Genomic DNA, 26,008 nt, shown 5'->3' on the forward strand with positions numbered 1-26,008 from the left:
GGCCCCGGCCCGGTCAGGCACGGACTTCGACCCACAGCAGCTTCCCCCCGGCGTCCCCGTACAGCCCCGTCCCGCCGAGCGGATACCCGCCCCAGTTGGCGGCGTACGCCCGTACGAGGAAGAGTCCGCGGCCTCGCTCGGCACCCAACTGCGGTGTCCCGGAGGGGAAGTCCGCTCCGAAGGGCGGCGGGATGTGCGGATTGCTGTCCCAGACGCTGACCCGCAGCCGAGCGGGCCCCATGGCCCGCAGCCGGAGGGTGTACGGGCCGTCGGAGTAGAGATAGGCATTGGCCATCAGCTCCCCGGCCAGCAGCTCGGCCGTCTCGACGAGTGCGCTCATCGCGTGCGTCCGGAGCACGGAACGCAGGGTCTGGCGGGCGAGGCCGGGGGCGCGGGGATCCTGTGGGAGTTGCAGGCTGTAGGCCCACAACGGGGATACGGTGGCAGGCATGGAAGTCTCCGATCACGGAGGGGTGTTGGTCGCATTGCACTTGCTGCCCGGTGACCGTGCCGCTCCGTCGAACGGGGTACTTCCGGGTGAGGTGGCCTGCGTCCCAGATTAGGGTCGCGCAAGTGTTATTTGCGCGAATCTCGCGAGATCCAGGCCTTCATTCGCTCGTGTGAGTGAGACAGCTGCCGGAAAGGAGTGCGATGGCGGGGCGAGTTGCACTGACGGCCCGACGTATCCGTGTCGCCGTTGAGCTGCGCAAGCTGCGGGAACGCGCTGGGCTCACGGCAACCGAGGCTGCGCGTCAACTCGGCACCAGCCAGGGCCAGCTGAGCAATGTGGAGACGGGCAGATTCGGAGTCAGCCCCGAGCGTGTCCACGCCTTGGCCCAGGTGTACTCCGTGTGCGACCCCCTGCTCGTGGACGCACTGTCCGCAATGGCCGGCGACCGTACGAAGGGCTGGTGGGAGGAGTACAGGGAGATCCTCCCGCAAGGCCTGCTCGACCTCGCCGAGCTGGAGCACCACGGTCTGGCGCTGCGCGCCGCCTACACCGTCCACGTGCCCGGCCTGCTGCAGACGGCGGACCACGCCCGGGAGATCTTCGGACACGTGCTGCCACCGCTGCCCCAGGTCGATGTGGAGCACCGCGTAACCCACCGCATCAAACGGCAGGAAGTGCTCCACCGCGCCGATCCGGTCCCGTACACCGCGATCATCCACGAGGCGGCCCTGCGCATGAAGTTCGGCGGACACTCCGTCGTGAAGGCACAGCTGGCCCACTTGCTGGCGATGGGGGAACTGGACCACGTCCGGATTCTGGTGATCCCCTTCGACGCGGGTTCTTTTCCGGGATCAGGCCAGTCGATCTACTACGTCCACGGGCCCGTGGCACAGCTCGACACCGTCCACCTCGACCAGTCCCACGGCCCCGCCCTGGTCGACGCCGAAGCCCAGCTCGCCAAGTACCGGCTGCTTCTGGACCGCATGGAGGGCGCGGCCCTCGCCTGCGGGAAGAGCCGGGATTTCATCCACAGCATCCTGCGCGCCCTGTGAACCGAGGAGCACCCATGACTCAGCCCCGCTGGCGAAAGTCGTCGTTCTGCCAGGAGGGAGAGGCCTGCGTGCACGTCGCGACAGCCGGACCCGACGCGGCCGTGAACGTGGCCGGCAGCGCCGATCCCGGCGAGACGTACCTGACCGTCTCCCCGGTCGCCTGGTCGGACTTCCTCCAAGCCGTGAAAAACCCCGGCGCCGTCTGAGGGAGGATCCTCGCGGTCCCAGCCGCCGGCATCCCGAGAAACCTGCCCGCCCCTTCACTCACCGCGAGTAGCCTGGCCCGATGGTGGACGTGGGGGTGAGCGAGCTGCGCCGGAGCCGCGAGCGACTCGCCAAGCAGGGGGAGGCCGCCGAGCAGGCGGGGGAGAACGCGGTCAGCGGACTACTGCTCTTCTACGCTGCCGAGTGCGGATTGAAGGCTGAGCTGCCGCGCTGGGTTCTGCGCTGCGAGGACACGTCCTCCTTGCCCAGCGACCTGCAGACGCACGATCTGCGCCGCTTGGCCAAGGCCTTGAACCTCCAGGATCCCGCCCCTGGGCCGGATCCGTTGCGCTGCCATAGGCACAAGAACGGCGCCTGGATCGAGAGCCACGAGTTGCATGAAGCATGGCGCTATGGTGCAGAACTGCGCGCCGATGATCAGAAAGCGGCGGTGGAAGCTCTGAAGTCACTGGTGGAGGACGCCAGGAAGGGATCTTGAGCGCTATGACCGGCAAGCTCTTCACCTGGGTCGACATCGATTCCCGACTTGCAGAAGCTGCTGTGGAGGGCCGGTGGCCGCAGTGGCTGCTGGAGGTCGATGCCTGGTGGGACGGGCTGGAGCTGACAGTCCTCCCGGGTACTGGGACCGCCGCCGTACACGAATGGCTGGACGGACAGTTCGGTCTCGGATCCACCGCCGAAGACGGAATGGGCCTGGAACTCGCCCTGGACCGACCAACGGCCAACGCTCCCCAGTTCCTTCCCGTGCGCCTGGTCGAAGCCGCCGATTCCGGCGCACTCCCCCACCGCCGCCCAAAGCTCAGCGAGCGCCGTGTCACCTCGGCTCTGAGCGAGGCGCTCCCCCGCCCGGAGGTCTCACAGTTCGCCGGTGGCAAGCAGCTCACCGCCTTCCACTCCTTCAAGGGCGGCGTGGGACGCACACTGCACGCGGTGGCGCTGGCCGATCTCCTCGCTTCCCAAGGACAGCACGTCCTTCTCGTCGACGCCGACCTGGAGGCGCCTGGCATCACCTGGATGTACCAGGCGCAAGGGGGCCGCTGCGACATCGCGTACGAGGACCTCCTCGCCCTCCTGCACTCCTCACGGCAGGGCGACCCCACGCAGGCGGTGGAAATCGCCGCCGCCTACCTGCCCAACCAGCGGGTCTCGCGCTATCCCGGGACAGGACGCGTGACAGTCCTTCCGGCCAGTCGGCGCGTGCGGCTCGGTCCGCCCCGGATCGGGCCCGCCGACCTGCTGACCGAGGACCGCTCGCCGTACTTCCTCAGTGAGTCCCTGGTAGCCCTCGCCAACGCCGCCGAGGCCGACACCGTCGTACTGGACCTCCGTGCCGGAGCTTCGGAGCTCGCAGCGCCCATCCTGTTGGACCCCCGTGTGATGCGGGTGTTCGTCACTACGATCAGCAGTCAGTCCCTGCAAGGCACCGAAGCCATGATCCAGCAGCTCGGGGCTCAGTCCCCGGCAGTGGTGGGAACGGATCCCACCCCTGCCGCGATCGTGACGCAGTACCGGCTCGACATCCATGACGCCCATGCCGAAGAAGCCCGCAGGGGACTCTCCGCAGCGCTGTCGTCCACGATCGTCCTGCCCGGCATGATTTCTGACGAGTACACGCCCGAGGATCTGGCAGTGGATGAGCAGGTCCTGACCGAGCCTGTGCTGAGTCCGTTCCGCGAGGAGCTGCTGGCGCTTCCCCGCAGCTGGGACGCTGTGGTGGAGGTGATCCGGCGCTGTGGTCTCCCCGGTCTGCTCACCGAATTCACCCCAAGCGTCGTGCCGACCGCCCCGCCTCGTTCCGAGGGGCGGGCCACGCTGGACGACAGACGGCGTGCCTTGGAGAGCACCGCACGCCGACTCGTCTTCGCCGAGCAGCGCGGTATGGATTCGGGGCTCGGATTCCTCACCACCGAGCCGGTACGCCGACTTATCGCGGATCACAGCACCGACCTTCCGATCGCGGTCGTCGTCGGCGCGAAAGGTGCGGGTAAGACGTTCACCTTCGCCAGGATGTGCACTGCGGGGACCTGGGAGGCGTTCGCCCGGGAGAACGGGCAGAACGTGGAACGGCGAGCGATCGTGATCCCTGTTCTGGACCCGGCCAACATCGCTGAGCCTCAGGCGGGAGTGGTGTCGCCGCAGGAGCTCAGGGACCGCGCGGCACGGGGGCCAGGCGTCACCGCGGACGAGATCCGAAGCCACCTGAACGCCGCACTCAAGGACAAGCGCTCCGATGATCCGGAGTTCTGGCGGCTGCGCTGGCTGGAGTGTCTGGCATGGTCGGCAGGCGCCGAACGGGGTGAACCCGCTGAGGAATTCCTCATCGAGCGGACTCTGGACCCCTCTGGGGCCTGCCTCTTCGTCATCGACGGCTTGGAGGACTGGCTGGAGTCACTGGAGGCGGAACCAAGGCGCATCGCGCTGCGGACGCTGCTGATCGAGGTTCCGGCCTGGCTCCGTCGGCTTCGCCATCGCTCGCTCGGCCTCGTGATCTTCGTCCGCCAAGACTTGGTACGCGCGGCGATCAGGCAGAACTTCGGCCAGTTCCTCGACCGCTACGCACCCTATGAGCTGCGCTGGAACACCGAGGACGCCCTCCGGCTGCCACTGTGGCTGGCGATGAACGCTGAGGCGTTGCCGACCGCCGATCTTCCGATCGCCGACATGGGCTACGACGAGATCGTCCAGGCACTCCTCCCCCTCTGGGGCGCGAAGCTCGGGACCGACAACTCCCGCGAGGCGTGGACCGAACGATGGGTTCCGGTCGCCCTTGGAGACTTCAACGAACAGATTCAGGCTCGCGATGTCGTCCGCTTCGTGCGCGAGGCGGCGCTCGCTTCCGTGGGCGATGCGAAATGGCCGGACAGATTGCTGACCCCGGTGGCCATGCGGCGCGCCCTGAGCGCGTGCAGCCGTGCGAAGGTAGAGGAGATCAACCAGGAGAATCCGCTGCTCGGAGCGCTGCTGAGGCGCATGTCGACTTTTTCGGACTCCGTGAAGATGCCCTTCGACGCGGCGGACGTGGAACTGACGGCCGACGACGTCGAAGCCCTGGGGCAGTGGGGTGTACTGGCCCGAGACATCGACGGGCGTTACCGCATGCCCGAGATCTATCGCCACGCGCTCGGCTTCCGCACGCAAGGCAGGGCTCGGGTGGTCCGGAGTCTATGAAGATGCAGGGAGGAGGCCGCCCGGGGGTCAGCACGCCCGCGGGCGGACGAATATCCGGCGCAGGGCGGCGCGCCAGGGGTGGCGACCCGATCTGCCGTCCAGGACGGCTCTGGCCTGCTCGTACGTGCGCAGCGAACGCACGACGGCGACGTCGTCGCGCCCGGGCGGCGGGGGCATGGGGGCGCCCTGCTGGGAGGCCCGGTAGGTGTCGATCATGTACTGCTCGATGGCGGTCATGAACCAAGCCTCACCCCGTCGGCGGCGTCGCGCACGACAATTAACGTTCCCCGTCAATCGACGGCCCTAAAGCGCCCCCGCGGCCACAAACGATCACTCGTCCGGCCGCCGCGCCGAACCGACCGCGGCCACCCGTACGGCAGGGCCCGGCAGGTCGCCCCGGCGTCCCCGGCGCGCGCGGAACGACAGAATGGCCTGATGAGCGTCACCATCGACATCGCAGGCCTGCCCACCGAGCGGATCACTTTCGCGCCCTCTCCGCTCGCCGAGCTCTGCATGGCCCTGCACGCGCTCTCCCAGCCCGCGCACCACCCGGGGCTGGCCTCCTGGACCACCGCCACCACCGCCTCGCTCGATCCGTGCCTCGCGGACCGGCTGCTGGAGGCCGACTTCATGTGGCGGAGCTCGTTCTCCGACATCTTCATGCCCTTCGCCGGGCTGCCCGGCGGAACCGGGCGGCCGGCCGCGACGCTGGCCGAGGCGCTGGACGTGCTCGACCGCCTCGACGACGAGCGGTTCGTGCGGGCCGCCCTGGAGCAGTGCTGGCTGGCGCTCTACAACGAGGGCGGCCCGTCCTCCTCGCCGCTGGCCAACCCGGCGGCGCGGGCCAAGGCGCTGGAGACGGCCGCCGCGCGCGGCCCGCGCCAGCTGGACTTCTCCATGCGGCTCCTCGACGACACGGCCGCCGTCCGGGTGTGGGTGCGACGCCTCCTGGAGGACTGCGACGAGGCCTTCTTCGCCGATACGTGGAAGCGCGTCGAGCCCGGGCAGAGCGCCGACGCCCGGCACAAGACGGAGGTGCTGCGCCGCAAGGGGCTGCCGGCCGTGCTGAAGGAGGTCTCGGCGGCGCTGAGCGTCGACGCGGGCGGCACGACCATCACCGCGGACAAGATGGTCCACGGATCGACGACCGCGACCGATCCCCGAATAGGCGCCGGCCTGGTCTTCGTACCGACCAACTTCGGCTGGCCGCACCTGCTGGTGTTGCACGCGCCGGGCTGGCGGCCGGTGGTCCACTATCCGCTCGGCTCCCCCGAACTGGCCTCCGAGCCCGGCTCGGTGGAGCTGCTCCAGCGGCGGATGGAGGCGCTGGCGCACCCGATGCGGATGATGCTGTGCCGGAGCCTGGCCCGGGCCCCGTTCACGACGAGCGAGCTGGCGACCGTGTACGGGATCACCGCGCCGGAGGTTTCGCGCCACCTGGCCGTCCTGAAGAAGGCCGGGCTGATGCACACGCGGCGTCAGGGCCGTTACGCCCAGCACCAGTTGGACCTGCCGGCGGTCGCACGCATCGGATCGGAATTCATCGAGGGCATCCTCCGCTAGGACCAACCGGCGTTCGTTTGGCTTGATTTGGGCGGCCCAGACTCACCGATATACGGAATTCATAAACCGGAATCGGCGAAAACTCTGGCCATGGTGGCCACTTGCTGTCTAACGTGCGTCCACCGATCCCCCACGTAACGCGCACCACTTCTGCTCACGCGCACCACCACGCTCCGCCCCGCTGTGCCCTGCTCCGCCCTGCCCTGCTCGCCTTTGCCGTGGAAGGACCTTCATGCCCTCACGCCGTATAGCCGCAGCAACCGCCGCCCTGGCAGCCGCAGCCCTCGTCTCGCCGCTGCTGCTGGCCGGACCGGCCGGAGCCACCGGAAGCCCGCAGAGCGACGCCGCCCGGGGTGACGCGCTCGCCAAGAAGCTGGTCAAGGAAGCGACCGGCAAGGGCGCCTACAACCACCTCAAGGTCCTGCAGTCGCTCGCCGACTACAACAACGGCAACCGCGCGGCCGGGTCCAAGGGGCACGTGCAGTCGGCCAAGTACATCGAGGCCGTGATGAAGGCGGCCGGCTACAAGGTCACCAAGAACGAATTCGACTTCGTGTACGTCGAAACCATCGAGGAGAAGCTGACGGTGGGCGGCGCGAACCAGCGCGACGTACCGATCCACCTGATGTCGTACACGGCGAACAGCCCGGAGGGCGGTGTGACCGCCGGCGTCGCGGTCGCCCCGGTCGACGCGGACGGGACGAACGGCTGCGAGCCCGGCGACTTCGCCTCCGGCACCTTCACCGGCAAGATCGCCCTGGTCAAGCGCGGCGGTTGCACCTTCGCGGCGAAGCAGGCCAACGCGGCGGCGGCCGGCGCGGTCGGCGCGATCATCTACAACAACACCGCGGGCGCCCTGAACGGAACCCTCGGTGACCCGAACGTCGGCAAGGTCCCGACGGGCGGCATCACCCAGGAGGACGGCGAGAAGCTCGCGGCCGAGGCCGCGGCCGGCCCGGTCGAGGTCACCCTCGACATCCGGCAGCTGCGCGAGAACCGCAAGACGTACAACGTCATCGCCGAGACCAAGGGCGGCGACGAGAACAACACCGTCTTCCTCGGCTCGCACCTCGACTCGGTCGCGGCCGGCCCCGGCATCAACGACAACGGTTCCGGATCGGCCGGCATCCTGCAGGTCGCGCAGCGCCTCGCGAGCAGCCAGTCGAAGATCAAGAACAAGGTCAAGTTCGCCTGGTGGTCGGCGGAGGAGTTCGGCCTGCTCGGCTCCGAGGCGTACGTCGCCGGGCTGACGGACGCGCAGAAGAAGCAGATCAAGCTGTACCTGAACTTCGACATGATCGCCTCGCCGAACGCCGCGTACTTCGTCTACGACGGCGACGACTCGGACGCGACCGGCGCGGGCCCCGGCCCGGAGGGCTCCGCCCAGCTGGAGAAGGGGATCAACGACTTCCTCGACTCGAAGAAGATCCCGCACGAGGGCACGGACTTCTCGGGCCGCTCGGACTACGGCCCCTTCATCGAGGTGGGCATCCCGTCCGGCGGCACCTTCACCGGCGCCGAGGGCATCAAGACCGCGGAGCAGGCCGCGAAGTTCGGTGGCCAGGCGGGCGTCGCCTACGACGTGAACTACCACGGCAAGGGTGACGACATCACCAACATCGACCAGAAGGCGCTCGACATCAACGTCGACGTCATCGCGGACGCGGTCGGCCACTACGCCTTCGACCTGGCCCCGCTGTCGAAGCCGGTCGTCTCGCAGCCGACGGGCGGCACGGGCAGCGGTGGCGGCCTGCACCAGGGCCACGACGAGCTGACGCAGTAGGCGCGCGGGCAGGCAGATCAACAGAAGGGCCGGGATCCCGCAGCGGATCCCGGCCCTCCGTGCGTCGGGTCCTCGCCGCCGCCGACCCCACCCCCCGGGCCGAGCTAGTCCGGGCCGGCCGGGCCGGGTGTCCCGTCGATCAGGCCCGGCCCGCGGCGACCGGCCACGCCGGGGCCGGGATGCCGGCCGGCTGGACCAGCCAGATGAAGGCGCCCAGCCCGGCGCGGTCCGTGAGCTCCGCCGCCTCGCCGGCCGAGGACAGGGCCTGTACGTAGGCCAACGGGTCCGTGGAGGCCAGGGCCAGCGGGGGCCGGGCGCCCGAGACGCCGAGCGCGGCCAGGGCCTCGCGCTGGGTCAGCAGGACGGCTCCCGGCCCCGCGCAGGAGTCCAGGGCAACGTGGGCGGTGACGTCGCAGGAGCCGTCCGGCGCCGGCGGGACCTCCCGACCGCCGCGAAAGCCCGTCAGGGTTCCGTAGGGGGGCCTTGCGCCCCGGGTGTGGGCGTAGTCCACCGCCACCGCCAGGCCCCGTGCCAGGGTCCCGGCGGCGGCCGCCCAGGCCTCGTCGCGGGCCCGGCCGATCTCGGCGCGGCCGCCGCCGGGCCACCACTCCTCCAGCCAGGCCCGGTCCGCGGCCTCCAGCGGGCCGCCCGCGCTCTCCGTACCGTCCGGGGCGACCAGCACGTAGCGACCGTCCTCGGCGACCTCCAGCGGCACGTTGTCCAGCCATTCGTTGGCGAAGAGCAGCCCCGTCGTCCCCTCGGGCGGGGCCGCGACCCAACGGATCCGCGGATCGAGCCCGGCGGGCCGCTCCGCCCGCTCCACGGCGTACGGGCGCACCCGCGCGGCCGTCCCCGGATCCAGCGCGGCGAGCACCCCGACCAGCAGCTCCCCCCGCCCCGCCCCGACGTCGACCAGGTCCAGTTCCGCCGGGTGCCCGAGCTCGGCGTCCACCCGGTGCAGCAGCCGGGCCACGGCCGCGGCGTACAGCGGCGAGGCGTGCACGGAGGTACGGAAGTGCCCGGCGGGACCCGGCCCGCCGGGCCGCACGTAGAAGCCGTCGGGCCCGTACAACGCGGCCTCCATCGCACTGCGCCACCGGACCGGAGTCACGCCTTCACCCTGAGAGCTCACCGGACAAAGGCTAAGCTTCCGTCCACCTTGGGGAGTACGCCCCCGGCGTCAGGTTCGAACCTCTGGTTGACTCCAGCACCTATCTGCGTTCCCTACTCTGGGTTACGTGCAGCGCCTCTACGACTTCTTCCGCAGACACCCGACGGGCGTCGACAGCTTCTGGGCTGTCTTCCTCTTCGGGATCGGCATGCTGCAAGTCGCCGACGACAGTTTCAGCAGCACCAGCGCACGGCTGCTCGCCGTCCCCGCCGTGGTCGCGATGAGCCTCGTGGTGGCCCTGCGCCGCAAGTGGACGCAGCCGATGTTCTGGCTGGCCGTCGGCACCGGCGTCTACAAGCTGATCACCCATACCGAGGTGAACAACGCCGACCTCGCGATGCTGATCATCCTGTACACGGTCGCCGCCTCCGCCGAGGTCTCGCGCCGGATGTCCCGTACCGCGCTCGCCATCGGCTTCCTCGCCTCCCCCCTGTACGCCCTGCGCTTCCAGGTGGACAGGGGCGGCTTCCGCGACAACGTCCTCTTCACGCTGTTCGCCATGGTCCCCTTCGCCCTCGCCTGGGTACTGGGCGACTCCCTGCGCACCCGCCGGGCCTACTACGCCCAGCTCGTCGAACGGAACCAGCGCCTGGAGAACCAGCGCGAGGCCCAGGCCAAGGTGGCCGTGGCCGCCGAGCGCGCCCGGATCGCCCGCGAACTGCACGACGTCGTCGCGCACAACGTTTCGGTGATGGTGGTCCAGGCGGACGGCGCGGCGTACGTCATGGACGCGGCCCCCGAACAGGCCAAGGAAGCCCTCCAGACCATCTCCGGCACCGGGCGCCAGGCGCTGGCCGAGATGCGGCGGCTGCTGGGCGTGCTGCGCACCGGCGAGCCGCAGGAGTCCGAGGACTACGTGCCCCAGCCGGACGTCGAGCAGATCGAGGTCCTGGTCGAGCAGGTCCGGACGGCCGGGCTCGCGGTGGACTTCGAGGTCGAGGGCGCCCCGCGGCGGCTGCCCAGCGGGGTCGAGCTGACGGCGTACCGGATCGTGCAGGAGGCGCTGACCAACACCCGCAAGCACGGCGGCCCCGACGCGAAGGCCACCGTCCGGCTGGTCTACTTCGACGACGGGCTCGGCCTGCTGGTCGAGGACAACGGCCGGGGCGCGGCCCACGAGCTGTACGAGGACGGCGGCGCGGACGGCGCCGGGCACGGGCTGATCGGCATGCGCGAGCGGATCGGTATGGTCGGCGGAACCCTGGACGCGGGGCCGCGGCCCGGTGGCGGCTTCCGGATCAGCGCACTGCTGCCCCTGAAGAAGAAATGACGAGGACGAGGTAACTGATGTCCATCCGCGTGATGCTGGTCGACGACCAGGTGCTGCTGCGCACCGGTTTCCGTATGGTGCTCGCCGCCCAGCCGGACATGGAAGTGGTCGCCGAGGCGGGCGACGGCCTGGAGGCGCTGGAGGTGCTGCGGGCCACGAAGGTGGACGTGGTGCTGATGGACGTCCGCATGCCCCGGCTGGACGGGGTGGAGGCGACGCGGCGGATCTGCGAGCCGGAGGAGCACCCGAAGGTGATCATCTTGACCACCTTCGACCTGGACGAGTACGCCTTCTCGGGCCTGAAGGCGGGCGCGAGCGGATTCATGCTGAAGGACGTCCCGCCGGGCGAGCTGCTCGCAGCCATCCGATCGGTGCACAGCGGGGACGCGGTGGTGGCCCCGTCGACGACGCGGCGCCTGCTGGACCGCTTCGCGCCGATGTTGCCGACGACCACGCAGGAGCCGCAGAACAAGGAGATCGAGCGGCTGACGGAGCGCGAGCGCGAGGTCATGCTGCTGGTGGCTCAGGGCCTGTCGAACGGCGAGATCGCGGCCCGGCTGGTCCTGTCGGAGGCGACGGTGAAGACCCACGTGGGCCGCATCCTGACCAAGCTCGGGCTGCGCGACCGGGTCCAGGTGGTGGTCCTTGCGTACGAAACGGGCCTGGTCCGCGCGGGCGGCGGCGGAGCCGGGTAGGGAGTGATCGAGGGGGCGGCGCGGCGGCCGTCAGCCGCCCCGCTCCCCGCCGTCGACGAACCGCGTCTCCAGCGCGTCGCTGTAGCCGTTCAGTGGGTCGTCGGTCTCCAGGACGGCGAAGCGGCACCTGCTGTCACCGAGTGACAGCAGGGAGGTGCGCTCGGCGCGCAGTCCGCTGACGGCGGGGTCGATCGCCTTCATGAAGTTCACGTCGAACGCGCACATCACCGTCGTGACGGGCGTGGCGTCGTGACGGGCGAAGAAGTCGCGCCAGAAGCAGCGTCTGACGTTCATCTCGAAGAGCCCCGGCCCCGGCCGTTGGAAGTCGAACTCGAAGTGGGCGGGGTAGAGCTTCACCATCACTCGGCAGGTCTTCTCGATCTTGTCGAGCGCGTGGTCCCTCTCGTTGAGGGTCGAGAAGGCCATGTCGTAGGGGCGCCTCAGCACCGGGCTCATCGCGTGCTGGAGATAGCGGATCGTGCGCCTGCGGTCCCCTTCGAACAGGGGGACCAGCGTCTCGAAGGCGGCGAATACCACGGCACCGATCAGCAGCGCGCCCTTCGACGGTCCGTCGGTGGCCATGTCCTCGTCCGCGTCGGCGATCTCCTTCGCCCGCGCGCGGATCGCGTCGATCAGCTCGTCCTCGCGATCGGGCGCCACGTGGTGGAGGTGCTTGCGGACTTCGCCCAGGAACCTGCGGGGCATGACGCGACCCATCAACCAGTGGGCTTCTGCTCCGATTGCCTTGTCGATGGCATCCACAACGGCACCCTGCGTGCTGATCGCGATCAGAGGCGGCCCGAGGTGTACGGCCACGGTGGGCGGCCTGGGCCCGGTTCTTCATCCCCGAATTCGGCGACAAAAAGCGTACTACCGGGCCCATCCGGTCGCCACCCGGCGCCGGGCGCCGGTTCAGGCGTCCGCGCCCGCCCCCGTCATCCAGCGGTCCGGACGGGCTGCGGCCCGGGAGGTGCGGGAGCGGGCGGCCTGGGCGTGCAGCAGGGTCGCGGCCTCCGGCTCCGGGCGGAGCCTGGCCGTGACCGTGCAGTTCGCGCCGGTGTCCACGTGCACGTCGGCGACGCCGCGGGCGCGGGACCAGGGGCCCTGCGTGAGGCGGACGCTCTGCACCTTGGCGTGCGGGACGAGGTCCGTACGCCGGCACAGGCGGCCGTGCCGGGCGGCGAACACCTCCGGGGAGAGCGCCAGGGCGTAGCCCTTCCACCACACCGGGACCACCCAGCGGGACCCGGTCCGCGGGGAGCCGGAGAAAGACAGGGCCGCCAGGTCCACCCCGGGCAGCACCCGGGCGATGACGGCGGTGGCGGCGTCCCGCGAGGCCACCGGGACCAGGACCGTGTTGTCCGAGCCGGCGACCTTCAGCTCGACGCGGACCAGGCCGCGCCGCCTCCACAGCAGCGGCTCCACGATCCGTACGTTCTGCACGCGCCCCGGCGGCACGGTCTCGTGGGCCCGGTCCAGCAGGCCGTGGTCCAGCCGCAGCCCGTCCGGGGACTCGGCGACCCGCCAGTCGTACTCGGTGAGGAAGCGGCCCGCGGTGCCCGCCCAGACCGCGCCGAGCATCGGGAGCACGGAGACCAGGGCCGCCCACGGGCTGGAACTGAGCCACCACACGACGACCGGCACGGTGAGCCCCGGGACCAGCAGGACCCAGGCACCCAGGTTGAGCAAGAGGGACACGAGGAGCTCGCGCGGGGTCACCCGCAGCAGTTCGCGCTCGGGGGCCTCGCCCAGGCTCACGGCTTCCTCGGGGGCGAAACCGGCCGCGCGGGCGAGGAGCTCGGCGCGCAGGGCGACGGCCTCCTTCTCGCTGAGGAAGGACAGCTGGTCCTTGTCCTCGGTGCCGATGACGTCGAGCCGGAGGCTGGCGACTCCGGTCAGCCGGGCCAGGAGGGGGCGCGTGACGTCCACGGCCTGGAGCCGGTCGAGGCGGATGTGCGCGGTGCGGCGGAAGAAGAGACCGCTGCGGATGCGCAGTTCGGTGTCGGTGATGGCGTAGTGGGTGAACCACCAGCTCAGGAATCCGTAGGCGCCGAAGACCACGATCAGGCCCACCACCGCCGCCACCCGCAGGAGGGCGGACAGGTCGGCCACCCATCTCCCGGCCTGGTCGCCCTGCTGGGCGATCACGCCGACGGTCGCGGCGATCGGCACCCAGGCGCGGCGCAGCGGGGTGAAGGGGTGCAACCGGCGCTCCACGACGGAACCGCTCGCGGGGTCGGTGGTGGGGTCGGTGGTGGGATCGGCGGCGGGGTCGACTGTGGAACCGCTCGCGGGACTGCCCGCAGGACCGCCCGTGGCGGGTACGCCGGCGCCGTCGGCCGGGGCGGGGCTCACAGGCCCGCCGACCTTGCCTCGCCGAGGGCGGTGAGCCGGTCTCGCAGCCGCTCCGCCTCGACCGGCACCAACCCGGGAATCTTGGCGTCGGTGGCGGCCGCGGCCGTGTGCAGCTGCACGGAGGCCAGACCGAAGCGCCGCTCCAGCGGACCGGAGGTGACCTCCACCAGTTGCATCCGCCCGTACGGCACCACGGTCTCCTTCCGCCACAGCACGCCCCGGCTGATCAGCAGGTCGTCCGCGCGCTCGGCGTACCGCCAGGACCGCCAGTTCCGGCCGAGGAGCACCCAGCCCCAGGCCAGGACCGCGAGCCAGAACGCCCCGAGGGCAGCCCACGGCAGGCCGAGCGTCAGCCCCAGTACGACGGTGGTCACGACGGCGAGCAGCACCGTCCATATCAGCAACAGCGTCCGCCGCAGAATCAGCAGCCCGCCCGGTAGGCCGACCCATGCGGGTTCGCCCGTCTCACTCATCTCACTCATCGTCCCCGTTTCCATGCGTCCACCCTAGGGCTGAGACAATGCCCGCATGACGGAGACCACGGTCGGTATCGGCGGAGCGGCGGAGAGCACCGACATGGTGCTCAACATCGGCCCCCAGCACCCTTCCACGCACGGCGTGCTGCGCCTGCGCCTCGTCCTGGACGGCGAGCGGATCGTCAGTGCGGAACCGGTGGTCGGTTACATGCACCGCGGTGCGGAGAAGCTCTTCGAGGCCCGCGACTACCGGCAGATCGTAATGCTCGCGAACCGCCACGACTGGCTGTCGGCGTTCTCGAACGAGCTGGGCGTGGTCATGGCGGTCGAGCGGATGCTCGGCATGGAGGTCCCCGAGCGGGCCGTGTGGATGCGGACGCTGCTGGCCGAGCTGAACCGGGTGCTGAATCACCTGATGTTCCTCGGTTCGTACCCCCTCGAACTGGGTGGGATCACCCCGATCTTCCACGCGTTCCGCGAACGCGAGGAGCTCCAGGCCGTGATGGAGGAGATCTCCGGCGGCCGCATGCACTACATGTTCAACCGCGTCGGCGGCCTCAAGGAAGACCTCCCGGCCGGCTGGCTCGGGCGGGCCCGCGCGGCGATCGCCGACGTCCGCACCCGGATGGACGTCTACGACAAGCTGGTCCACGGGAACGAGATCTTCCGCGCCCGCACGCGCGGGGTCGGCGTCCTGTCCGCCGAAGCGGTGCACGCGTACGGGGTCTCCGGCCCGATCGCCCGCGCCTCCGGAGTCGACTTCGACCTGCGCCGCGACGAGCCCTACCTGGCCTACGGCGAGCTCCAGGACGTCCTGAAGGTGATCACCCGCACCGAGGGCGACTGCCTGGCCCGCTTCGAGTGCCTGCTGGACCAAACCCACAACGCGCTCGACCTGGCCGTGGCCTGCCTGGACCGGATGGACGACCTCCCGCCGGGACCGATCAACCAGCGGCTGCCCAAGGTGCTGAAGGCCCCCGAGGGACACACGTACGCCTGGACCGAGAACCCCCTCGGCATCAACGGCTACTACCTCGTCTCCAAGGGGGAGAAGACCCCGTACCGGCTGAAGCTGCGCAGCGCCTCGTACAACAACATCCAGGCGCTGGCCGTGCTGCTGCCGGGCCAGTTGGTGGCCGACATGGTGGCGATCTTGGGCTCGCTCTTCTTCGTCGTCGGTGACATCGACAAATAGCCCGTCCGGGGGCGATGCCCGATCTAGGGTGATCTCATGATCATCTCTGGTATCTACGCCGCGTACCTGGAGCGGATCGGCATCGCCGAACCCGGATCCCCCTCCGTCGAAGGGCTGTTCGCGCTCACGCGGGCCCATCTGGAGCGGATCCCCTTCGAGAACACCGAGATCCAGCTGGGCCGACCGCCGGGCATCGACCCCGAGCTGTCCGTGCGCCGCATCGGCGCCGGGCGCGGCGGCTACTGCTTCCACCTCAACGGCGCCTTCGCGGCGCTGCTGGAGCGCCTCGGCTACGACGTTACCCGCCACGTCGGGGGCATGACGGCGGACCGCGAGTCCGGAGAGGTGAGCGGTGACCACCTCACCCTGACCGTACGGATCGACGGGGAGGCCTACTTCGTGGACGTCGGCCTGGGCGACGGCCCGCCCGAGCCGCTGCCGCTGCGCGAGGGCTCCTACGAGCTGGGCTTCCGCTACGGCCTGCGGCCGCTGGGCAGCGCGGACGGACCCGACGCGGGCTGGACCTTCCTCAACGAGAGCTCGCCCTTCCCCGCGATGAACTTCCGCTCGGCCCCCGCGACCATGGCCGACTTCGAGGCCGAGCACCTGCGGCTGTCCACCGCCGAGGACTCCCCCTTCCTGCAGTCCTTCTTCATGCTGCGGCGCAACGGCGAGGTCATGAACCGGTTGCACGGCAAGGTCCTGCTGACCCTCGAACCGCAGGGCGGCCGCGACAAGCGCGAACTGGCCGGCCCGGAGGAGCTCTTCGAGGCCATGTCCACCGTCTTCGGACGGGAGCTCGACGACCTGACGGCGGCGGACCGGGCGGCGCTGTGGGCCCGGATCGAGCGGGCGCACGAGGCGTGGCTCGCTTCCCAGCAGGACTGATGTCGGTGCGGCAGGGCAGACTGGGCGCCATGTCCCACTCTCCCCGCCGGGCCTGCCCCTCCTGCGGTCGCGACTGCGCCGTCACCGCCGGACGGATCGCCCGCCACGATCCGCCCTCCGGGCGGGTCCGCGGCGGTCTGGTGTCCTGCCCCGGATCTCGGGCCCGGGTGGTGCTCGGCGCCGCCGCCCCGACCCTGGACGGCTTCGTGTTGTCCGAACACCCCGGGCAACTACCGCTGTTCTGAGGAGCGGCTGCGCTGCGGAGCCGGGAGCTGAGTACGGGGGCCGCGCGGGCTGAGTAGCAGCGCGGATCCCCGTACGGCGGCCCCGCGGCACCGTGGTGGCATGACCCGCACGCCGCAGCCCGCCACCGTCCCCGCGTCCCGGATCCGGTCGCGCGCGGTGCGCGCCGCCCTGCTGTTCCTGCCCGCCCTCTTCGTCGTGAAGGTGCTGGTGCTGACCACCGACCGGGGCGGCCGGTGCTTCGTGAACGACTTCGAGTGTGCGCCCTTCCCGGTCGACGCCTTCGGGGCGCTGCTCGCCGCCCTGGTGGTGTCCTTCGTCGTCGCGACGGCCGCGCCCGCGCGGGCGGGACGGGTCGCGCTCGCCGCGCAGGTGGCGCTGGAGGCGGTGGCCGTGCTGCTCGTCCTGACCTTCCCCTGACCCCCCGGCGGGCTCCCCCGATCGACCGGGGGAAAACCCCCTGGGACGAAGGGTGTTGACGGGATGTCGGGGCGCGGCGGGCGTCCGTAGCGTTCCTGGCATGACGATCACGCAGCACAACCAGCAGCGCCGCCGGCAGTGGCTGCGGCGCGGCGCCGCAGCCGTGGCCCTCGCCGCCGTACTCGGTGGGATCGCCGCCCCGGCGGCGCTGGCCGCGCCCGCCGCGCGGGCCACCGCATCGACCGCGTCGACCACCCGGGGCGACCTGGTTTCCGTCGTCCCGCTGAACACCCTCAACCGCGACCAGGTCGTCGCCGAGCTCGGCACGCTGGGAATCGACCCGTCGACCGTCCGGTACGGCGTGCGCGCCTACCGGCTGACCTACGCCACCGTGGACCCGCAGGGCCGGCCCACCACCGCGACCGGGTTGTTCGTCCTGCCGCGCGGCGGCCCGCACCGCCCCGACCTGGTCTCCGACACCCACGGCACGGTCGCCACCCGCGACGACGCCCCGTCCGGGGGCGCCGGCTACAACCGGCTCACCCCCTACCTGCACGCCTCCGCCGGCCGGGCCGTCGCCGCACCCGACTACCTGGGCCTGGGCGGCGGCCCGGGCAGCCACCCGTACATGGACACCCGGTCTGCGGTCACGGCCTCCGTCGACATGCTGAAGGCCGCCCGCACCGCCGCCGACCGGCTGGGCCGCCCGGTCAGCCGGGACGTGTACGCCACCGGCTTCTCCCAGGGCGGCCAGGTGGCGATGGCCCTGGGCCGCGAGCTCTCCCGCGGCCGGGACGGCCTGCGGCTGCGGGCGCTGGCCCCGATGGCCGGACCGCACGACCTGCTCGGCACCGAGTTCCCGGGGATCACCGACGGTCGGGTCGATCCGCGCGTCGCCGTCTTCTACCTCTCCTACTTCCTCACGGCCCAGAACCGGCTCCACCCGCTCTACGAGGACCCGGCCGAGGTGTTCCGCGCACCCTATGCACAGGCTGTGGAAGGCCTGTTCGACGGGAGCCACCAGGTGCAGGACATCGTGGCCGCGCTCCCGGCGACACCGCAGGAGCTGCTGACCCCGCAGTGGGTCGAGAACATCCGGAGCCCGCGCGGGGCCCTCCTGGAGGCCGTACGGGCAAACGACGGCGTCTGCGACTGGAAGCCCGCCGCGCCCGTACGCCTGTACGCGGGCGGCGGCGACACGGACGTACCGGCCGCCAACTCCCGGGCCTGCGCCACCGATCTGGCCCGCCACGGGGTCCGTGCGAAGGTCGTGGACCAGGGCCCGGACGCCGACCACACGGCCACGGCGGTCCGCTCGGCGCCCCAGGTGGTCCGCTGGTTCGACTCGATCCGCCAGGGCCGGTCCTAGGCTTTGCCGCCCAGCAGGCCGACCAGGCGCGAGCTGCTGTCCGCGCCGAAGCCCGCCTCGACACCGCGCCGGTAGAGCTCGGCGTGCGCGGCCAGGATCCCGGTGTCCACACCGGAGTCCGCGGCCGTGTGCAGGATGTGCTCGACGCTCGCGGCGCACATCGCGAGGCGCTGGTGCTCACCGCCGTGCTCGTCGGCGTCGATCAGCGGGGTGCCCGCGGTGTAGAAGCCGCGCATGGTGTCGGCCGTGTAGCCGGCGTACGGAAGGATGTCGGTCGCCGTCAGCCCGTTGGCGCGGGCGACGGCGACGGCCTGGTACCAGCCGGTGTAGGCGGTCCAGAAGAGGATCATGTTGAGCTGGTAGTAGAGCTGCGCGTGGCCGGGGTCGGCGCCGCGGTAGTCGGTGGCGGCGAGCAGGTCGAGCGCGGCGCGGTGCTCCTCGTAGACCTCCTGCGGGCCACTGATGAAGATCGACGACCCCTCCTGCCCGATGCCGGTGGGCGGCACGTTGACCCCGCCGGTGAGGTACGCGGCCCCGCGCGCCCCGGCCCACCGGGCGGCGGCGCGGGCCTTGTCCGGGACGTCCGAGGACAGGTTGACCAGCACGCGGCCGCCGAGGTCGGTGTCGCCGAGCGTGCCGTACATGGCTTCGACGTCGATGAGGCTGAGCACGGTCAGCGGGCTCGCGGCGACGGCCTCGGCGATGCCGGCGGCGCGGCGGGCCCCGCGGGCGACGAGCTCCTCGTCCTTGCCCGCGCTGCGGTTCCACACGGTGACCTCGTAGCCGGCGTCGAGATAGGCGGCGGCCATGGCGCGGCCCATCGGGCCGAGGCCCACGACGGTGACCTCGGCGCCCTGGGCCCGGGTGGTACGGATCTGGTTCATGACGGAGTTCTCCCCCAACGCATCGTCTAGAACGAACGCTCTATCTAGCGCTCGGGACGACCGTAGCACGGAGCTAGAACGAACGCTCTATCTAGATTCGGCGGTAGGATCGCGCCCATGGCAACAGCAGCGATGACCACAGCGCCCGGGACGCGCGACCGGCTGGTGCGCACCGCATCCCGCCTCATGCAGCACGGCGGATACGAGAACACCCCGGTCAAGCAGCTCGTCCGCGAGGCCGAGGCCACCCTCGGCTCGCTGTACCACTTCTTCCCGGGCGGCAAGCAGGAACTCGCGGTGGCCGCGATCCACTTCGGCGACGAGGAATTCGCGGAACTGCTCCGCACCGGGCTCGCCGCCCACACCGACCCCGCCGAGGCGGTCGAGGGCGTGGCCGCCCTGCTCGCGCAGGCGCTGGAGGACTCCGACTGGCGGGACGGCTGCCCGGTGACCGCCACGGCCCTGGAGACGGTCGGACGCCTCCCCGAGCTCCAGGCGGCCTGCGCCCGGGCCTTCGCCAACTGGCAGCACCTGGTGGCCGCGAAGCTCCTGGCGTCGGGCTACCCCGAGGCGGAAGCCCGCGACCTGGCGATCACCGTGATCAACACCCTGGAGGGCGCCGAGACGACCTCACAGGTCACCATGAGCCGCACCCCGCTCCTGGTGGCGGGCCGGCACCTGGCCCGGCTGGTGGCCTCGTACCGGGACTGATCCCGGGGGCGGCCGGTGAGGGGCGCCGGGCCGTCCCTCGCGGAGGGGCGACCTAGGAGATCGCGGTCCGGAGCCGGACCACGTCGATCGGCTCGGTCTCGTCGTGGGCCGTCAGATCGATGACCTGGCCCACCGCGCGGGTCTCGTCGGTCGCCGGCTTGAACTCCGGCTCGGCGACGGCCCGGGCGGACTCGGCCTTGTGCACCGCGAGGGCCTCCGCGCCGACCACGTCGGCCAGGTCCTCGTTCTGCACCGCCTCGATCACCGCGCGGGCCTGCGCCGCGTTCTTGGTGCCGAAGAAGTCGAAGCCGCCCTCGACGCGCGAGGCCGTGCGCCGCTGCGCCGCGTACGGGGCCACCGCGGCCGCCGGACGGCGCGCGGGGACCGATGAGGGCGCGGCGGCCGGGGCCGGAGCACGGCCCCGGCCGGAACCGGAACCGGGACCGGGATCGGGCTCCGGGGCCGACGGCCCGGCGGGCAGCGCCCGCGCCGCCCTCCTGCGGGCCAACGCCTCCAGGGCCGAGTGGGCCAGGGCGTAGCCGACCGCGGTGGGCGCGCCCGCCGAGGTGCGCTCCTCGGTGACGGCCGGAAGTTCCTTGGGCGCGGCGGCCGGCGCCGCGGAGGCCTCGATGGCCAGCAGCCGGCGGCCCTCCAGAGCGCTGGCGCGCTCGGTCTCGGCGGTCGCGTACCGCCGCAGCAGCGCCGCGTGCTCGCCGCGCAGGCCCGCCAGTTCGACCCGCTTGGCGCGCAGCTTGGCGTCCAGCCTGGCCCGCAGCATCCGGGCCTCTTCGAGCTCGGATTCGAGCTCGGCTATCCGCTCGTCCGTCCGCCACTCGTCCTTGACCCGCTCGCGCGCGAGCTCGGCGACGCGGCGGCCCGCCGAGCGGTCCCAGGCGCGCATGACGACGGCGCCGGCCACCCCCGCCGCCGCCGTGACGGCCACGAGGAGCCGGAGCGCCATCGGTTCCGCCAGCAGCCAGGCCGCGCCGGCGCCGACGACGGATACACCGGCCACGGTCGTCGGCGTGAGCAGCCGGTGCAGGGGTTCGGGATTGCGGTGGCGTCCACGGGGCATGGCCCGAAATTTACAGGGCATGGGGGTCGAGTGGGATACCCGCCCGGCAAACTCTTCCCAGGCAGTTGAGCCACTTTTCTGCATCAACCCCGTGCGCGCTACTTCTTCACCAGTCCCTTGGACTCCAAGTAGGCCTTCGCGACGTCGGCCGGCTTGGCGCGCTCGGCGTCCACCTTGCGGTTCAGGTCGACCAGATCGGCCGTGGTGAGCGCCTTGGTCAACTTCTCGAGCGCGGCGGCGACCTCCGGGGCCCCGGCGTCCTTGGCGTTGACCACCGGCAGGACGTTGTCGGCGTTCTGGAGCTTCTTGTCGTCGTCCAGCAGGACCAGGCCGTAGCTGTCGAGGGTGGCGTCGGTGGTCGTGGTGAGCACGAGCTGGTCGGCGCCGTCCTTGACCGCCTGCTTGGCCTGCGGGGTACCGACGCCCTTCGGGTCGATACCGGAAACTTGAATTCCGTACGTCTTAGTCAACCCGGGCGCGCAGAAGGGCCGGACGCTGCATTCGTCGCCCGCCGCGATCTTGACCTTGAGTCCGGACTTGCCGAGGTCGGAAAGCGTCTTCAGGTTGTTCTTCTGGGCGAATTCCTTGGTCACGGCGAATGCGTTCTGGTCGACCGCTTCACCGGCGGTCAGCGCCTTCAGGCTGAGCGGGGCCGCGAGCTTCTCCAGGCCCGCCACGGTCGCCGCGACGTCGCTGGAGGCGACCGGCTTCTCCTCGGGCGCCTTCGGACCGTTGACCTTGGCGTTGAGGAACTCCGCGAGCGTGGCCGCGTACTCCGGGACGACGTCGATCTCGCCCTTCTCCAGCGACGGCTCGTACAGCTCACGGTTGTTGACCGTCTTGACCGACGTGCTGTAGCCCGCGTCCCCCAGGACCTGCGCGTAGAGCTCGGCCAGCACGTTCGACTCGGTGAACCCGGCCGCGCCGATCACCAGGCTGCCCTTGCCGCCGCCCGCGGCCGAGGAGGAGTCGGCGGAGGCCGAGCCGCCGTCCTTGCTCTTCTCCAGGCTGTCGCCGCCGCACGCGGCCAGCGAAACCGTCAGGGCCAGGGCGCCCAGGGACGCGCCGAGGACGCGCGTGGTCTTGGTCATGGAGGTACTCCGTTCGAGGCGATGGACAGGAATCAGCGGGACGCCGCCGCCCGCGGCAGCAGCAGCCGGTCCGCCGCCACCAGCGCGCCCTCCACCAGCAGGGCGAGCGCGGCCACCAGCAGGGCGCCCGCGACGACCTGCGGGGTGTTGTACGTGTTGAAGCCGGCGGTGATGATCCGGCCGAGGCCGCCCTGGCCGACCATGGCGGCGATCGTGGCCGTGGCGATGACCTGCACGGCGCCCGAGCGCAGCCCGGTCATCACCATGGCGCGCGCGAGCGGCAGTTCGACGCGCAGGAAGAGCTGGGTCCCGGACATGCCCATGCCGCGGGCGGCCTCCACGACCGAGCGGTCCACCTCGCGCATGCCGACGTACGCGTTGGTCAGCAGCGGCGGGACGGCGAAGAGCACGAGTGCGGCGATGGTGGGCAGGTAGCCGGCGTTGCGCAGCGGGGAGACCATGAACAGCGCCAGCACCGCGAAGACGGGGACGGCCCGGCCGATGTTGGAGATGTTGATCGCGAGGGTGCCGCCCTTGCCGAGGTGGCCGAGGAACAGGCCGATCGGCAGCGCCACCGCGCAGGCGATCGCGAGCGCGACCGCGCTGACGTAGATGTGCTCGCCGAGCCGGTGCCAGACACCGCTCTCCCCCGACCAGTTGGCCCCGTTCGCCAGCCAGTCCCAGGCCCCTGTGATCACGTCCACGGCTTCAGGCCCCCTTCGCCGGAGCAGCAGTCGGAGCCGAATCCGGAGCCGGACCCGCAGCCGAATCCGCACCCGCACCCGCACTCGCACCTGCAGCCGCGGGCCGGGCGCCGGCCCGGGTCCACGGGGTGAGCAGCCGCTGTACGCCGAGCAGCAGCAGGTCGGCCACGAGCGCGAGCAGCACGCACAGCACCGAGGCAGTGAGCACCTGCGCCTTGAAGGAGCTGTTCACGGCCGGAGCGATGAGATTGCCTAGGCCGCCCTTGCCGACGATGGAGCCGACCGTGGTCAGCGCGACCGTCGAGACGGTGGCGATCCGCACCCCGGCGAGCAGCGCCGGCAGCGCGAGCGGCAGTTCGACCTGCCACAGCAGGCGGCCCGGGCCGTACCCCATGCCCCGGGCGGCCTCCCGCACGTCCTCGGGGACGGCCTCCAGGCCGACCAGGACGTTGCGGACCAGGATCGTCAGCGAGTACAGCACCAGCCCGGTCACCACCAGCGCCGCCGAGAGTCCGAAGACCGGCAGCAGCAGGGAGAACATGGCCAGCGAGGGGATCGTGTAGAGCAGGGTGGTCAGACCCAGGACGGGCGCCGCCCAGTGGCGGCCGCGGCGGGCCAGCAGGGCGAGCGGCACGGACACGGCGATGCCGATCAGGACCGACGCGCCCGTGATCCAGATGTGTTCGAGGGTCGCGTCGGTGAGTTCCTGGGAGCGGGAGGTGACGTAGTCCCAGCAGATCCAGTCGTTCGCCACCAGGCAGTTCTGCGCCGCCATGCCCCTCACCCCCGCATCCATCATTCGAACATATGTATTCATGGTCACCCGTCACAGTGACCCTAACCTCCACCACCCCCGATGGCCGGAATCCTTCGCAGGGGGGCAACACGCCCTTCACAAAACAGCTGCCGGCGTACGGAAGGATGGGATGGTGATCCGATTCGAGCACGTGACCAAGCGCTACCCCGACGGGACGACGGCCGTCGAGGACCTGTCCTTCGAGGTGGCGGAGGGTGAGCTGGTCACGCTCGTGGGACCGTCCGGCTGCGGCAAGACGACCACGATGAAGATGGTCAACCGGCTGATCGACCCGACCTCCGGCCGGATCCTGCTGAACGGCGAGGACATCGCGGCCGCCGATCCGGTCGAGCTGCGCCGCCGGATCGGGTACGTCATCCAGCAGGTCGGCCTCTTCCCGCACAAGACGGTGTTGGAGAACACGGCGACCGTGCCGCAGCTGATCGGCACCCCGAAGGCGCGGGCCCGCGCCCGGGCCGCCGAACTGCTGGAACTGGTGGGCCTGGACCCGGCCGTGTACGGGGGCCGGTACCCGCAGCAGCTGTCCGGCGGGCAGCGCCAGCGCGTCGGCGTGGCCCGCGCACTCGCCGCCGATCCACCGGTGCTGCTGATGGACGAGCCGTTCGGCGCGGTGGACCCGGTGGTGCGCGAGCGCCTGCAGAACGAGTTCCTGACCCTGCAGAAGACGGTGCGCAAGACCATCCTGCTGGTCACCCACGACCTGGAGGAGGCGATCCGGCTCGGCGACCGCATCGCGGTCTACGGCTCCGGCACCATCGAGCAGTTCGCCCGCCCGGCGGCGGTGCTCGGGGCGCCCGCCACCGCCTACGTGGCCTCCTTCGTCGGCGCCGACCGGGGGCTCAAGCGGCTCGCCGTCACCCCGGTCGAGGCGGCCGACCTGGCACCGGCCCAGGGGACGGCCCCGGCGACCTCGGTGGAGTTGGGGTCGACGCTGCGCGGGGCGCTCGCCGCCCTGCTCCAGGAGGACTCGGGGCGCATCGGGGTCACGGACCCCGAATCCGGCGCGCTGGTCGGCGTACTGACGCCGGAGGGCGTCCACCGGGCGCTGCGCCGGGCCCAGCTGCAGGAGGCGTAACGCCCGGGGGGGCGGGCGGCCCCGGAAACAGCGGTGACCGGCCTCGGGAGGCCGGTCACGGGTGTCGGACGGTCGGGGTGCCGGGTGTTCGGCACGCGGCGGGTCAGGCCTGGATGCGGCCGCTCATCCACGTCAGCATCGGCGGGATCTCACGTCGCCACGTGTTGAAGTTGTGGCCACCGCTGTCGAGGATGATGGAGGAGACCCGGTCCGGGCCCTGCACCTTCTTGATGAACTTCTTGGTGTCGGCGAGGTTCGGCTCGCCCTTCTCGCTGCTGGTGACGAGGAAGGACGTACCGGTCGGCTTCTTGTTCTCCATGACGTGCAGGACGTCCGCGCGCTTCTTCAGCTTCGCGTCGCCGTGGAACAGGTCACCGGTCGTCGGGTCGTCCGGAGCGTCGTAGTACGCGGACAGGGCCGCGGCGGCACCGAAGGTCTGCGGGTAGTGCGCGGCGATCTTCAGGGCGCAGTAACCGCCCGTGGAATTGCCGATGAAGCCCATGTTCTGGGGCTTCTTGCCGACCCGGAAGGTGTCCTGGATGGCCTGCGGGAGGTCCACCCCGAAGAAGGTCTCGGTCTGCGGGCCACCGGGGATGTCGACGCACTCGGTGTCCCGCGGCGGCGCCACCGTCGGGCGCAGCATGACCAGGATCATCGGCTTCATCTTGCCCGACTTGGAGAGGCTGAAGGCCTTCATCGGGTAGTCGAGCCCCTTGATCAGGTTCTCGGCGGTGCCCGGGTAGCCCGTCAGGACGACGGACGCCGGGAAGTTCTCGTCCTTGTGCTGGGGCTGGAAGTACTCCGGCGGCAGCCACACGTAGCCGGGGCTCGTTATCTTCGACTTCTGCCCGGATATGGCAACCTTCAGGATCTGACCGCCGACCTGGGGCTTGGCACCACCGGGTACGTCCAGCTTCTGCTTGTCGACGACCTTGATGTCCTTGCTGCTCATCGAGTGGTCGACGACCTTGCCCATGGACGTCTCCTGGCCGAACAGGTCTGCCCAGGAACCGTAGAAGAGGAACGACTTGTTGGCCGCCAGCCCCACAGCCGAGAACAGCGCCAGCTGGGTCGCGAGCAGCAGTCCGATGCGGCCGGCGAACGCGCGCCAGGTGCGGCCCGAGAGCTTCGGCCAGAACCACACCGTGGCCGCGAAGAGCAGCACACCGGCGAAGATGGCCAACGCCAGAACCGTATTACTGGTGAGACCCATGAGCAGTCAGTCGACTTTCTTGTAACAGGACCGTTTTTTCCGACGAAAGAGTGAACCCGCTCCTCGTCGATGTCGTCCTAAGGGACGCACCACACACCGGAGGCTGTCGCGGCC

At 70.9% G+C, this 26,008-nt stretch carries 27 protein-coding genes; 15 read left to right on the plus strand and 12 right to left on the minus strand.

What is annotated here, in order from left to right:
- Positions 1-13: 13 nt before the first annotated feature.
- A complete protein-coding gene (locus tag OG207_RS19820; protein ID WP_329099816.1) occupies positions 14-451 on the minus strand; it encodes an ATP-binding protein in 438 nt (145 codons plus the stop codon).
- A 200-nt stretch (positions 452-651) separates the two neighbouring features.
- Here OG207_RS19820 and OG207_RS19825 point away from each other — a divergent pair, with 200 nt between their 5' ends.
- The 4 genes from OG207_RS19825 (at position 652) to OG207_RS19840 (ending at position 4,896) form a co-directional block, all read left to right on the plus strand.
- Positions 652-1,503 (plus strand): helix-turn-helix domain-containing protein, encoded by an 852-nt coding sequence (locus OG207_RS19825; protein WP_329099817.1) that lies wholly within the window; start codon positions 652-654, stop codon positions 1,501-1,503.
- 14 nt (positions 1,504-1,517) lie between these two features.
- Positions 1,518-1,709, plus strand: coding sequence for a DUF397 domain-containing protein (locus OG207_RS19830; RefSeq protein ID WP_329099818.1), 192 nt, complete (start codon positions 1,518-1,520; stop codon positions 1,707-1,709).
- 80 nt (positions 1,710-1,789) lie between these two features.
- Complete coding sequence (locus OG207_RS19835) at positions 1,790-2,206, plus strand: hypothetical protein (protein WP_329099819.1); 417 nt, start codon at positions 1,790-1,792, stop codon at positions 2,204-2,206.
- Positions 2,207-2,211: 5 nt separating this feature from the next.
- Entirely contained in the window at positions 2,212-4,896 is a 2,685-nt protein-coding gene (locus OG207_RS19840) for a KGGVGR-motif variant AAA ATPase (RefSeq protein WP_329099820.1), read from the plus strand.
- Positions 4,897-4,923: 27 nt separating this feature from the next.
- Here the strand turns inward: OG207_RS19840 and OG207_RS19845 are convergent, their stop codons facing one another.
- The gene (locus OG207_RS19845) at positions 4,924-5,133 is read right to left on the minus strand and encodes a hypothetical protein (protein ID WP_329099821.1); all 210 of its coding nucleotides are present in this window, start codon (positions 5,131-5,133) and stop codon (positions 4,924-4,926) included.
- Positions 5,134-5,331: 198 nt separating this feature from the next.
- On the opposite strand from OG207_RS19845, the gene OG207_RS19850 reads away from it, so the two are divergent.
- Together OG207_RS19850 and OG207_RS19855 are read left to right on the plus strand one after the other, a co-directional pair.
- Entirely contained in the window at positions 5,332-6,459 is a 1,128-nt protein-coding gene (locus OG207_RS19850; RefSeq protein ID WP_329099822.1) for a DUF5937 family protein, read from the plus strand.
- Between the two features lie 232 nt (positions 6,460-6,691).
- Positions 6,692-8,242 (plus strand): M28 family metallopeptidase, encoded by a 1,551-nt coding sequence (locus OG207_RS19855; RefSeq protein ID WP_329099823.1) that lies wholly within the window; start codon positions 6,692-6,694, stop codon positions 8,240-8,242.
- 139 nt (positions 8,243-8,381) lie between these two features.
- Here OG207_RS19855 and OG207_RS19860 read toward each other — a convergent pair whose 3' ends face one another.
- Positions 8,382-9,326, minus strand: coding sequence for an SAM-dependent methyltransferase (locus OG207_RS19860; RefSeq protein ID WP_329107744.1), 945 nt, complete (start codon positions 9,324-9,326; stop codon positions 8,382-8,384).
- Between the two features lie 154 nt (positions 9,327-9,480).
- Here OG207_RS19860 and OG207_RS19865 point away from each other — a divergent pair, with 154 nt between their 5' ends.
- Together OG207_RS19865 and OG207_RS19870 are read left to right on the plus strand one after the other, a co-directional pair.
- The gene (locus OG207_RS19865) at positions 9,481-10,683 is read left to right on the plus strand and encodes a sensor histidine kinase (RefSeq protein ID WP_329099824.1); all 1,203 of its coding nucleotides are present in this window, start codon (positions 9,481-9,483) and stop codon (positions 10,681-10,683) included.
- 17 nt (positions 10,684-10,700) lie between these two features.
- Entirely contained in the window at positions 10,701-11,378 is a 678-nt protein-coding gene (locus OG207_RS19870; protein WP_189744054.1) for a response regulator, read from the plus strand.
- 30 nt (positions 11,379-11,408) lie between these two features.
- Here the strand turns inward: OG207_RS19870 and OG207_RS19875 are convergent, their stop codons facing one another.
- The 3 genes from OG207_RS19875 to OG207_RS19885 all read right to left on the minus strand — a co-directional run bounded on the left by OG207_RS19875 (position 11,409) and on the right by OG207_RS19885 (position 14,230).
- Positions 11,409-12,083, minus strand: a complete 675-nt coding sequence (locus OG207_RS19875; RefSeq protein ID WP_329099825.1) for an L-2-amino-thiazoline-4-carboxylic acid hydrolase — start codon at positions 12,081-12,083, stop codon at positions 11,409-11,411.
- A gap of 207 nt (positions 12,084-12,290) precedes the next feature.
- Positions 12,291-13,733, minus strand: a complete 1,443-nt coding sequence (locus OG207_RS19880) for a PH domain-containing protein (RefSeq protein ID WP_443072720.1) — start codon at positions 13,731-13,733, stop codon at positions 12,291-12,293.
- Entirely contained in the window at positions 13,730-14,230 is a 501-nt protein-coding gene (locus OG207_RS19885) for a PH domain-containing protein (protein WP_329099826.1), read from the minus strand. Before OG207_RS19885 ends, OG207_RS19880 begins: the two co-directional genes overlap by 4 nt.
- A 31-nt stretch (positions 14,231-14,261) precedes the next feature.
- On the opposite strand from OG207_RS19885, the gene OG207_RS19890 reads away from it, so the two are divergent.
- The 5 genes from OG207_RS19890 (at position 14,262) to OG207_RS19910 (ending at position 18,324) form a co-directional block, all read left to right on the plus strand.
- Complete coding sequence (locus OG207_RS19890) at positions 14,262-15,404, plus strand: NADH-quinone oxidoreductase subunit D (protein WP_189744048.1); 1,143 nt, start codon at positions 14,262-14,264, stop codon at positions 15,402-15,404.
- A gap of 36 nt (positions 15,405-15,440) precedes the next feature.
- Positions 15,441-16,292: an arylamine N-acetyltransferase family protein gene (locus OG207_RS19895; RefSeq protein WP_329099827.1), complete on the plus strand. Its 852-nt coding sequence runs from the start codon at positions 15,441-15,443 to the stop codon at positions 16,290-16,292.
- 29 nt (positions 16,293-16,321) lie between these two features.
- Entirely contained in the window at positions 16,322-16,537 is a 216-nt protein-coding gene (locus tag OG207_RS19900; protein ID WP_329099828.1) for a hypothetical protein, read from the plus strand.
- Between the two features lie 100 nt (positions 16,538-16,637).
- Complete coding sequence (locus tag OG207_RS19905; protein ID WP_329099829.1) at positions 16,638-16,955, plus strand: hypothetical protein; 318 nt, start codon at positions 16,638-16,640, stop codon at positions 16,953-16,955.
- Between the two features lie 100 nt (positions 16,956-17,055).
- Positions 17,056-18,324 carry an alpha/beta hydrolase family protein gene (locus OG207_RS19910; protein WP_329099830.1) on the plus strand — a complete coding sequence of 423 codons (1,269 nt, stop codon included), beginning with the start codon at positions 17,056-17,058 and terminating at the stop codon, positions 18,322-18,324.
- On the opposite strand, the gene OG207_RS19915 is transcribed toward OG207_RS19910, so the two are convergent.
- Positions 18,321-19,208 (minus strand): NAD(P)-dependent oxidoreductase, encoded by an 888-nt coding sequence (locus OG207_RS19915; protein WP_329099831.1) that lies wholly within the window; start codon positions 19,206-19,208, stop codon positions 18,321-18,323. The two genes, OG207_RS19910 and OG207_RS19915, sit on opposite strands and share 4 nt — an antisense overlap.
- Before the next feature lie 117 nt (positions 19,209-19,325).
- On the opposite strand from OG207_RS19915, the gene OG207_RS19920 reads away from it, so the two are divergent.
- Complete coding sequence (locus OG207_RS19920; RefSeq protein ID WP_329099832.1) at positions 19,326-19,919, plus strand: TetR/AcrR family transcriptional regulator; 594 nt, start codon at positions 19,326-19,328, stop codon at positions 19,917-19,919.
- Positions 19,920-19,971: 52 nt separating this feature from the next.
- Here the strand turns inward: OG207_RS19920 and OG207_RS19925 are convergent, their stop codons facing one another.
- The 4 genes from OG207_RS19925 to OG207_RS19940 form a co-directional block, all read right to left on the minus strand.
- Complete coding sequence (locus OG207_RS19925; protein ID WP_329099833.1) at positions 19,972-20,994, minus strand: hypothetical protein; 1,023 nt, start codon at positions 20,992-20,994, stop codon at positions 19,972-19,974.
- Between the two features lie 98 nt (positions 20,995-21,092).
- A complete protein-coding gene (locus OG207_RS19930) occupies positions 21,093-22,085 on the minus strand; it encodes an ABC transporter substrate-binding protein (protein WP_329099834.1) in 993 nt (330 codons plus the stop codon).
- A gap of 32 nt (positions 22,086-22,117) precedes the next feature.
- The gene (locus OG207_RS19935) at positions 22,118-22,789 is read right to left on the minus strand and encodes an ABC transporter permease (protein WP_329099835.1); all 672 of its coding nucleotides are present in this window, start codon (positions 22,787-22,789) and stop codon (positions 22,118-22,120) included.
- A 4-nt stretch (positions 22,790-22,793) separates the two neighbouring features.
- Entirely contained in the window at positions 22,794-23,564 is a 771-nt protein-coding gene (locus tag OG207_RS19940) for an ABC transporter permease (RefSeq protein WP_329099836.1), read from the minus strand.
- A gap of 154 nt (positions 23,565-23,718) precedes the next feature.
- Between OG207_RS19940 and OG207_RS19945 the strand changes: the two genes are divergently transcribed.
- The gene (locus tag OG207_RS19945; protein WP_329107748.1) at positions 23,719-24,681 is read left to right on the plus strand and encodes an ABC transporter ATP-binding protein; all 963 of its coding nucleotides are present in this window, start codon (positions 23,719-23,721) and stop codon (positions 24,679-24,681) included.
- A 103-nt stretch (positions 24,682-24,784) separates the two neighbouring features.
- Here the strand turns inward: OG207_RS19945 and OG207_RS19950 are convergent, their stop codons facing one another.
- The gene (locus OG207_RS19950) at positions 24,785-25,894 is read right to left on the minus strand and encodes an alpha/beta hydrolase (protein ID WP_329099837.1); all 1,110 of its coding nucleotides are present in this window, start codon (positions 25,892-25,894) and stop codon (positions 24,785-24,787) included.
- Between the last annotated feature and the right edge of the window lie 114 nt (positions 25,895-26,008).

Origin of the sequence: Streptomyces sp. NBC_01439, from assembly GCF_036227605.1 — a bacterium.
Taxonomy (GTDB): domain Bacteria; phylum Actinomycetota; class Actinomycetes; order Streptomycetales; family Streptomycetaceae; genus Streptomyces.

What these genes read in the sequence shown, in the direction of transcription:
- OG207_RS19820 (WP_329099816.1), bottom strand. Translation starts at nt 451, where the DNA reads ATGCCTGCCACCGTATCCCCGTTGTGGGCCTACAGCCTGCAACTCCCA.
- OG207_RS19825 (WP_329099817.1), top strand. Translation starts at nt 652, where the DNA reads ATGGCGGGGCGAGTTGCACTGACGGCCCGACGTATCCGTGTCGCCGTT.
- OG207_RS19830 (WP_329099818.1), top strand. Translation starts at nt 1,518, where the DNA reads ATGACTCAGCCCCGCTGGCGAAAGTCGTCGTTCTGCCAGGAGGGAGAG.
- OG207_RS19835 (WP_329099819.1), top strand. Translation starts at nt 1,790, where the DNA reads ATGGTGGACGTGGGGGTGAGCGAGCTGCGCCGGAGCCGCGAGCGACTC.
- OG207_RS19840 (WP_329099820.1), top strand. Translation starts at nt 2,212, where the DNA reads ATGACCGGCAAGCTCTTCACCTGGGTCGACATCGATTCCCGACTTGCA.
- OG207_RS19845 (WP_329099821.1), bottom strand. Translation starts at nt 5,133, where the DNA reads ATGACCGCCATCGAGCAGTACATGATCGACACCTACCGGGCCTCCCAG.
- OG207_RS19850 (WP_329099822.1), top strand. Translation starts at nt 5,332, where the DNA reads ATGAGCGTCACCATCGACATCGCAGGCCTGCCCACCGAGCGGATCACT.
- OG207_RS19855 (WP_329099823.1), top strand. Translation starts at nt 6,692, where the DNA reads ATGCCCTCACGCCGTATAGCCGCAGCAACCGCCGCCCTGGCAGCCGCA.
- OG207_RS19860 (WP_329107744.1), bottom strand. Translation starts at nt 9,326, where the DNA reads ATGGAGGCCGCGTTGTACGGGCCCGACGGCTTCTACGTGCGGCCCGGC.
- OG207_RS19870 (WP_189744054.1), top strand. Translation starts at nt 10,701, where the DNA reads ATGTCCATCCGCGTGATGCTGGTCGACGACCAGGTGCTGCTGCGCACC.
- OG207_RS19875 (WP_329099825.1), bottom strand. Translation starts at nt 12,083, where the DNA reads ATGCCCCGCAGGTTCCTGGGCGAAGTCCGCAAGCACCTCCACCACGTG.
- OG207_RS19885 (WP_329099826.1), bottom strand. Translation starts at nt 14,230, where the DNA reads ATGGAAACGGGGACGATGAGTGAGATGAGTGAGACGGGCGAACCCGCA.
- OG207_RS19890 (WP_189744048.1), top strand. Translation starts at nt 14,262, where the DNA reads ATGACGGAGACCACGGTCGGTATCGGCGGAGCGGCGGAGAGCACCGAC.
- OG207_RS19895 (WP_329099827.1), top strand. Translation starts at nt 15,441, where the DNA reads ATGATCATCTCTGGTATCTACGCCGCGTACCTGGAGCGGATCGGCATC.
- OG207_RS19900 (WP_329099828.1), top strand. Translation starts at nt 16,322, where the DNA reads ATGTCCCACTCTCCCCGCCGGGCCTGCCCCTCCTGCGGTCGCGACTGC.
- OG207_RS19905 (WP_329099829.1), top strand. Translation starts at nt 16,638, where the DNA reads ATGACCCGCACGCCGCAGCCCGCCACCGTCCCCGCGTCCCGGATCCGG.
- OG207_RS19910 (WP_329099830.1), top strand. Translation starts at nt 17,056, where the DNA reads ATGACGATCACGCAGCACAACCAGCAGCGCCGCCGGCAGTGGCTGCGG.
- OG207_RS19915 (WP_329099831.1), bottom strand. Translation starts at nt 19,208, where the DNA reads ATGAACCAGATCCGTACCACCCGGGCCCAGGGCGCCGAGGTCACCGTC.
- OG207_RS19920 (WP_329099832.1), top strand. Translation starts at nt 19,326, where the DNA reads ATGGCAACAGCAGCGATGACCACAGCGCCCGGGACGCGCGACCGGCTG.
- OG207_RS19925 (WP_329099833.1), bottom strand. Translation starts at nt 20,994, where the DNA reads ATGCCCCGTGGACGCCACCGCAATCCCGAACCCCTGCACCGGCTGCTC.
- OG207_RS19930 (WP_329099834.1), bottom strand. Translation starts at nt 22,085, where the DNA reads ATGACCAAGACCACGCGCGTCCTCGGCGCGTCCCTGGGCGCCCTGGCC.
- OG207_RS19940 (WP_329099836.1), bottom strand. Translation starts at nt 23,564, where the DNA reads ATGGCGGCGCAGAACTGCCTGGTGGCGAACGACTGGATCTGCTGGGAC.
- OG207_RS19950 (WP_329099837.1), bottom strand. Translation starts at nt 25,894, where the DNA reads ATGGGTCTCACCAGTAATACGGTTCTGGCGTTGGCCATCTTCGCCGGT.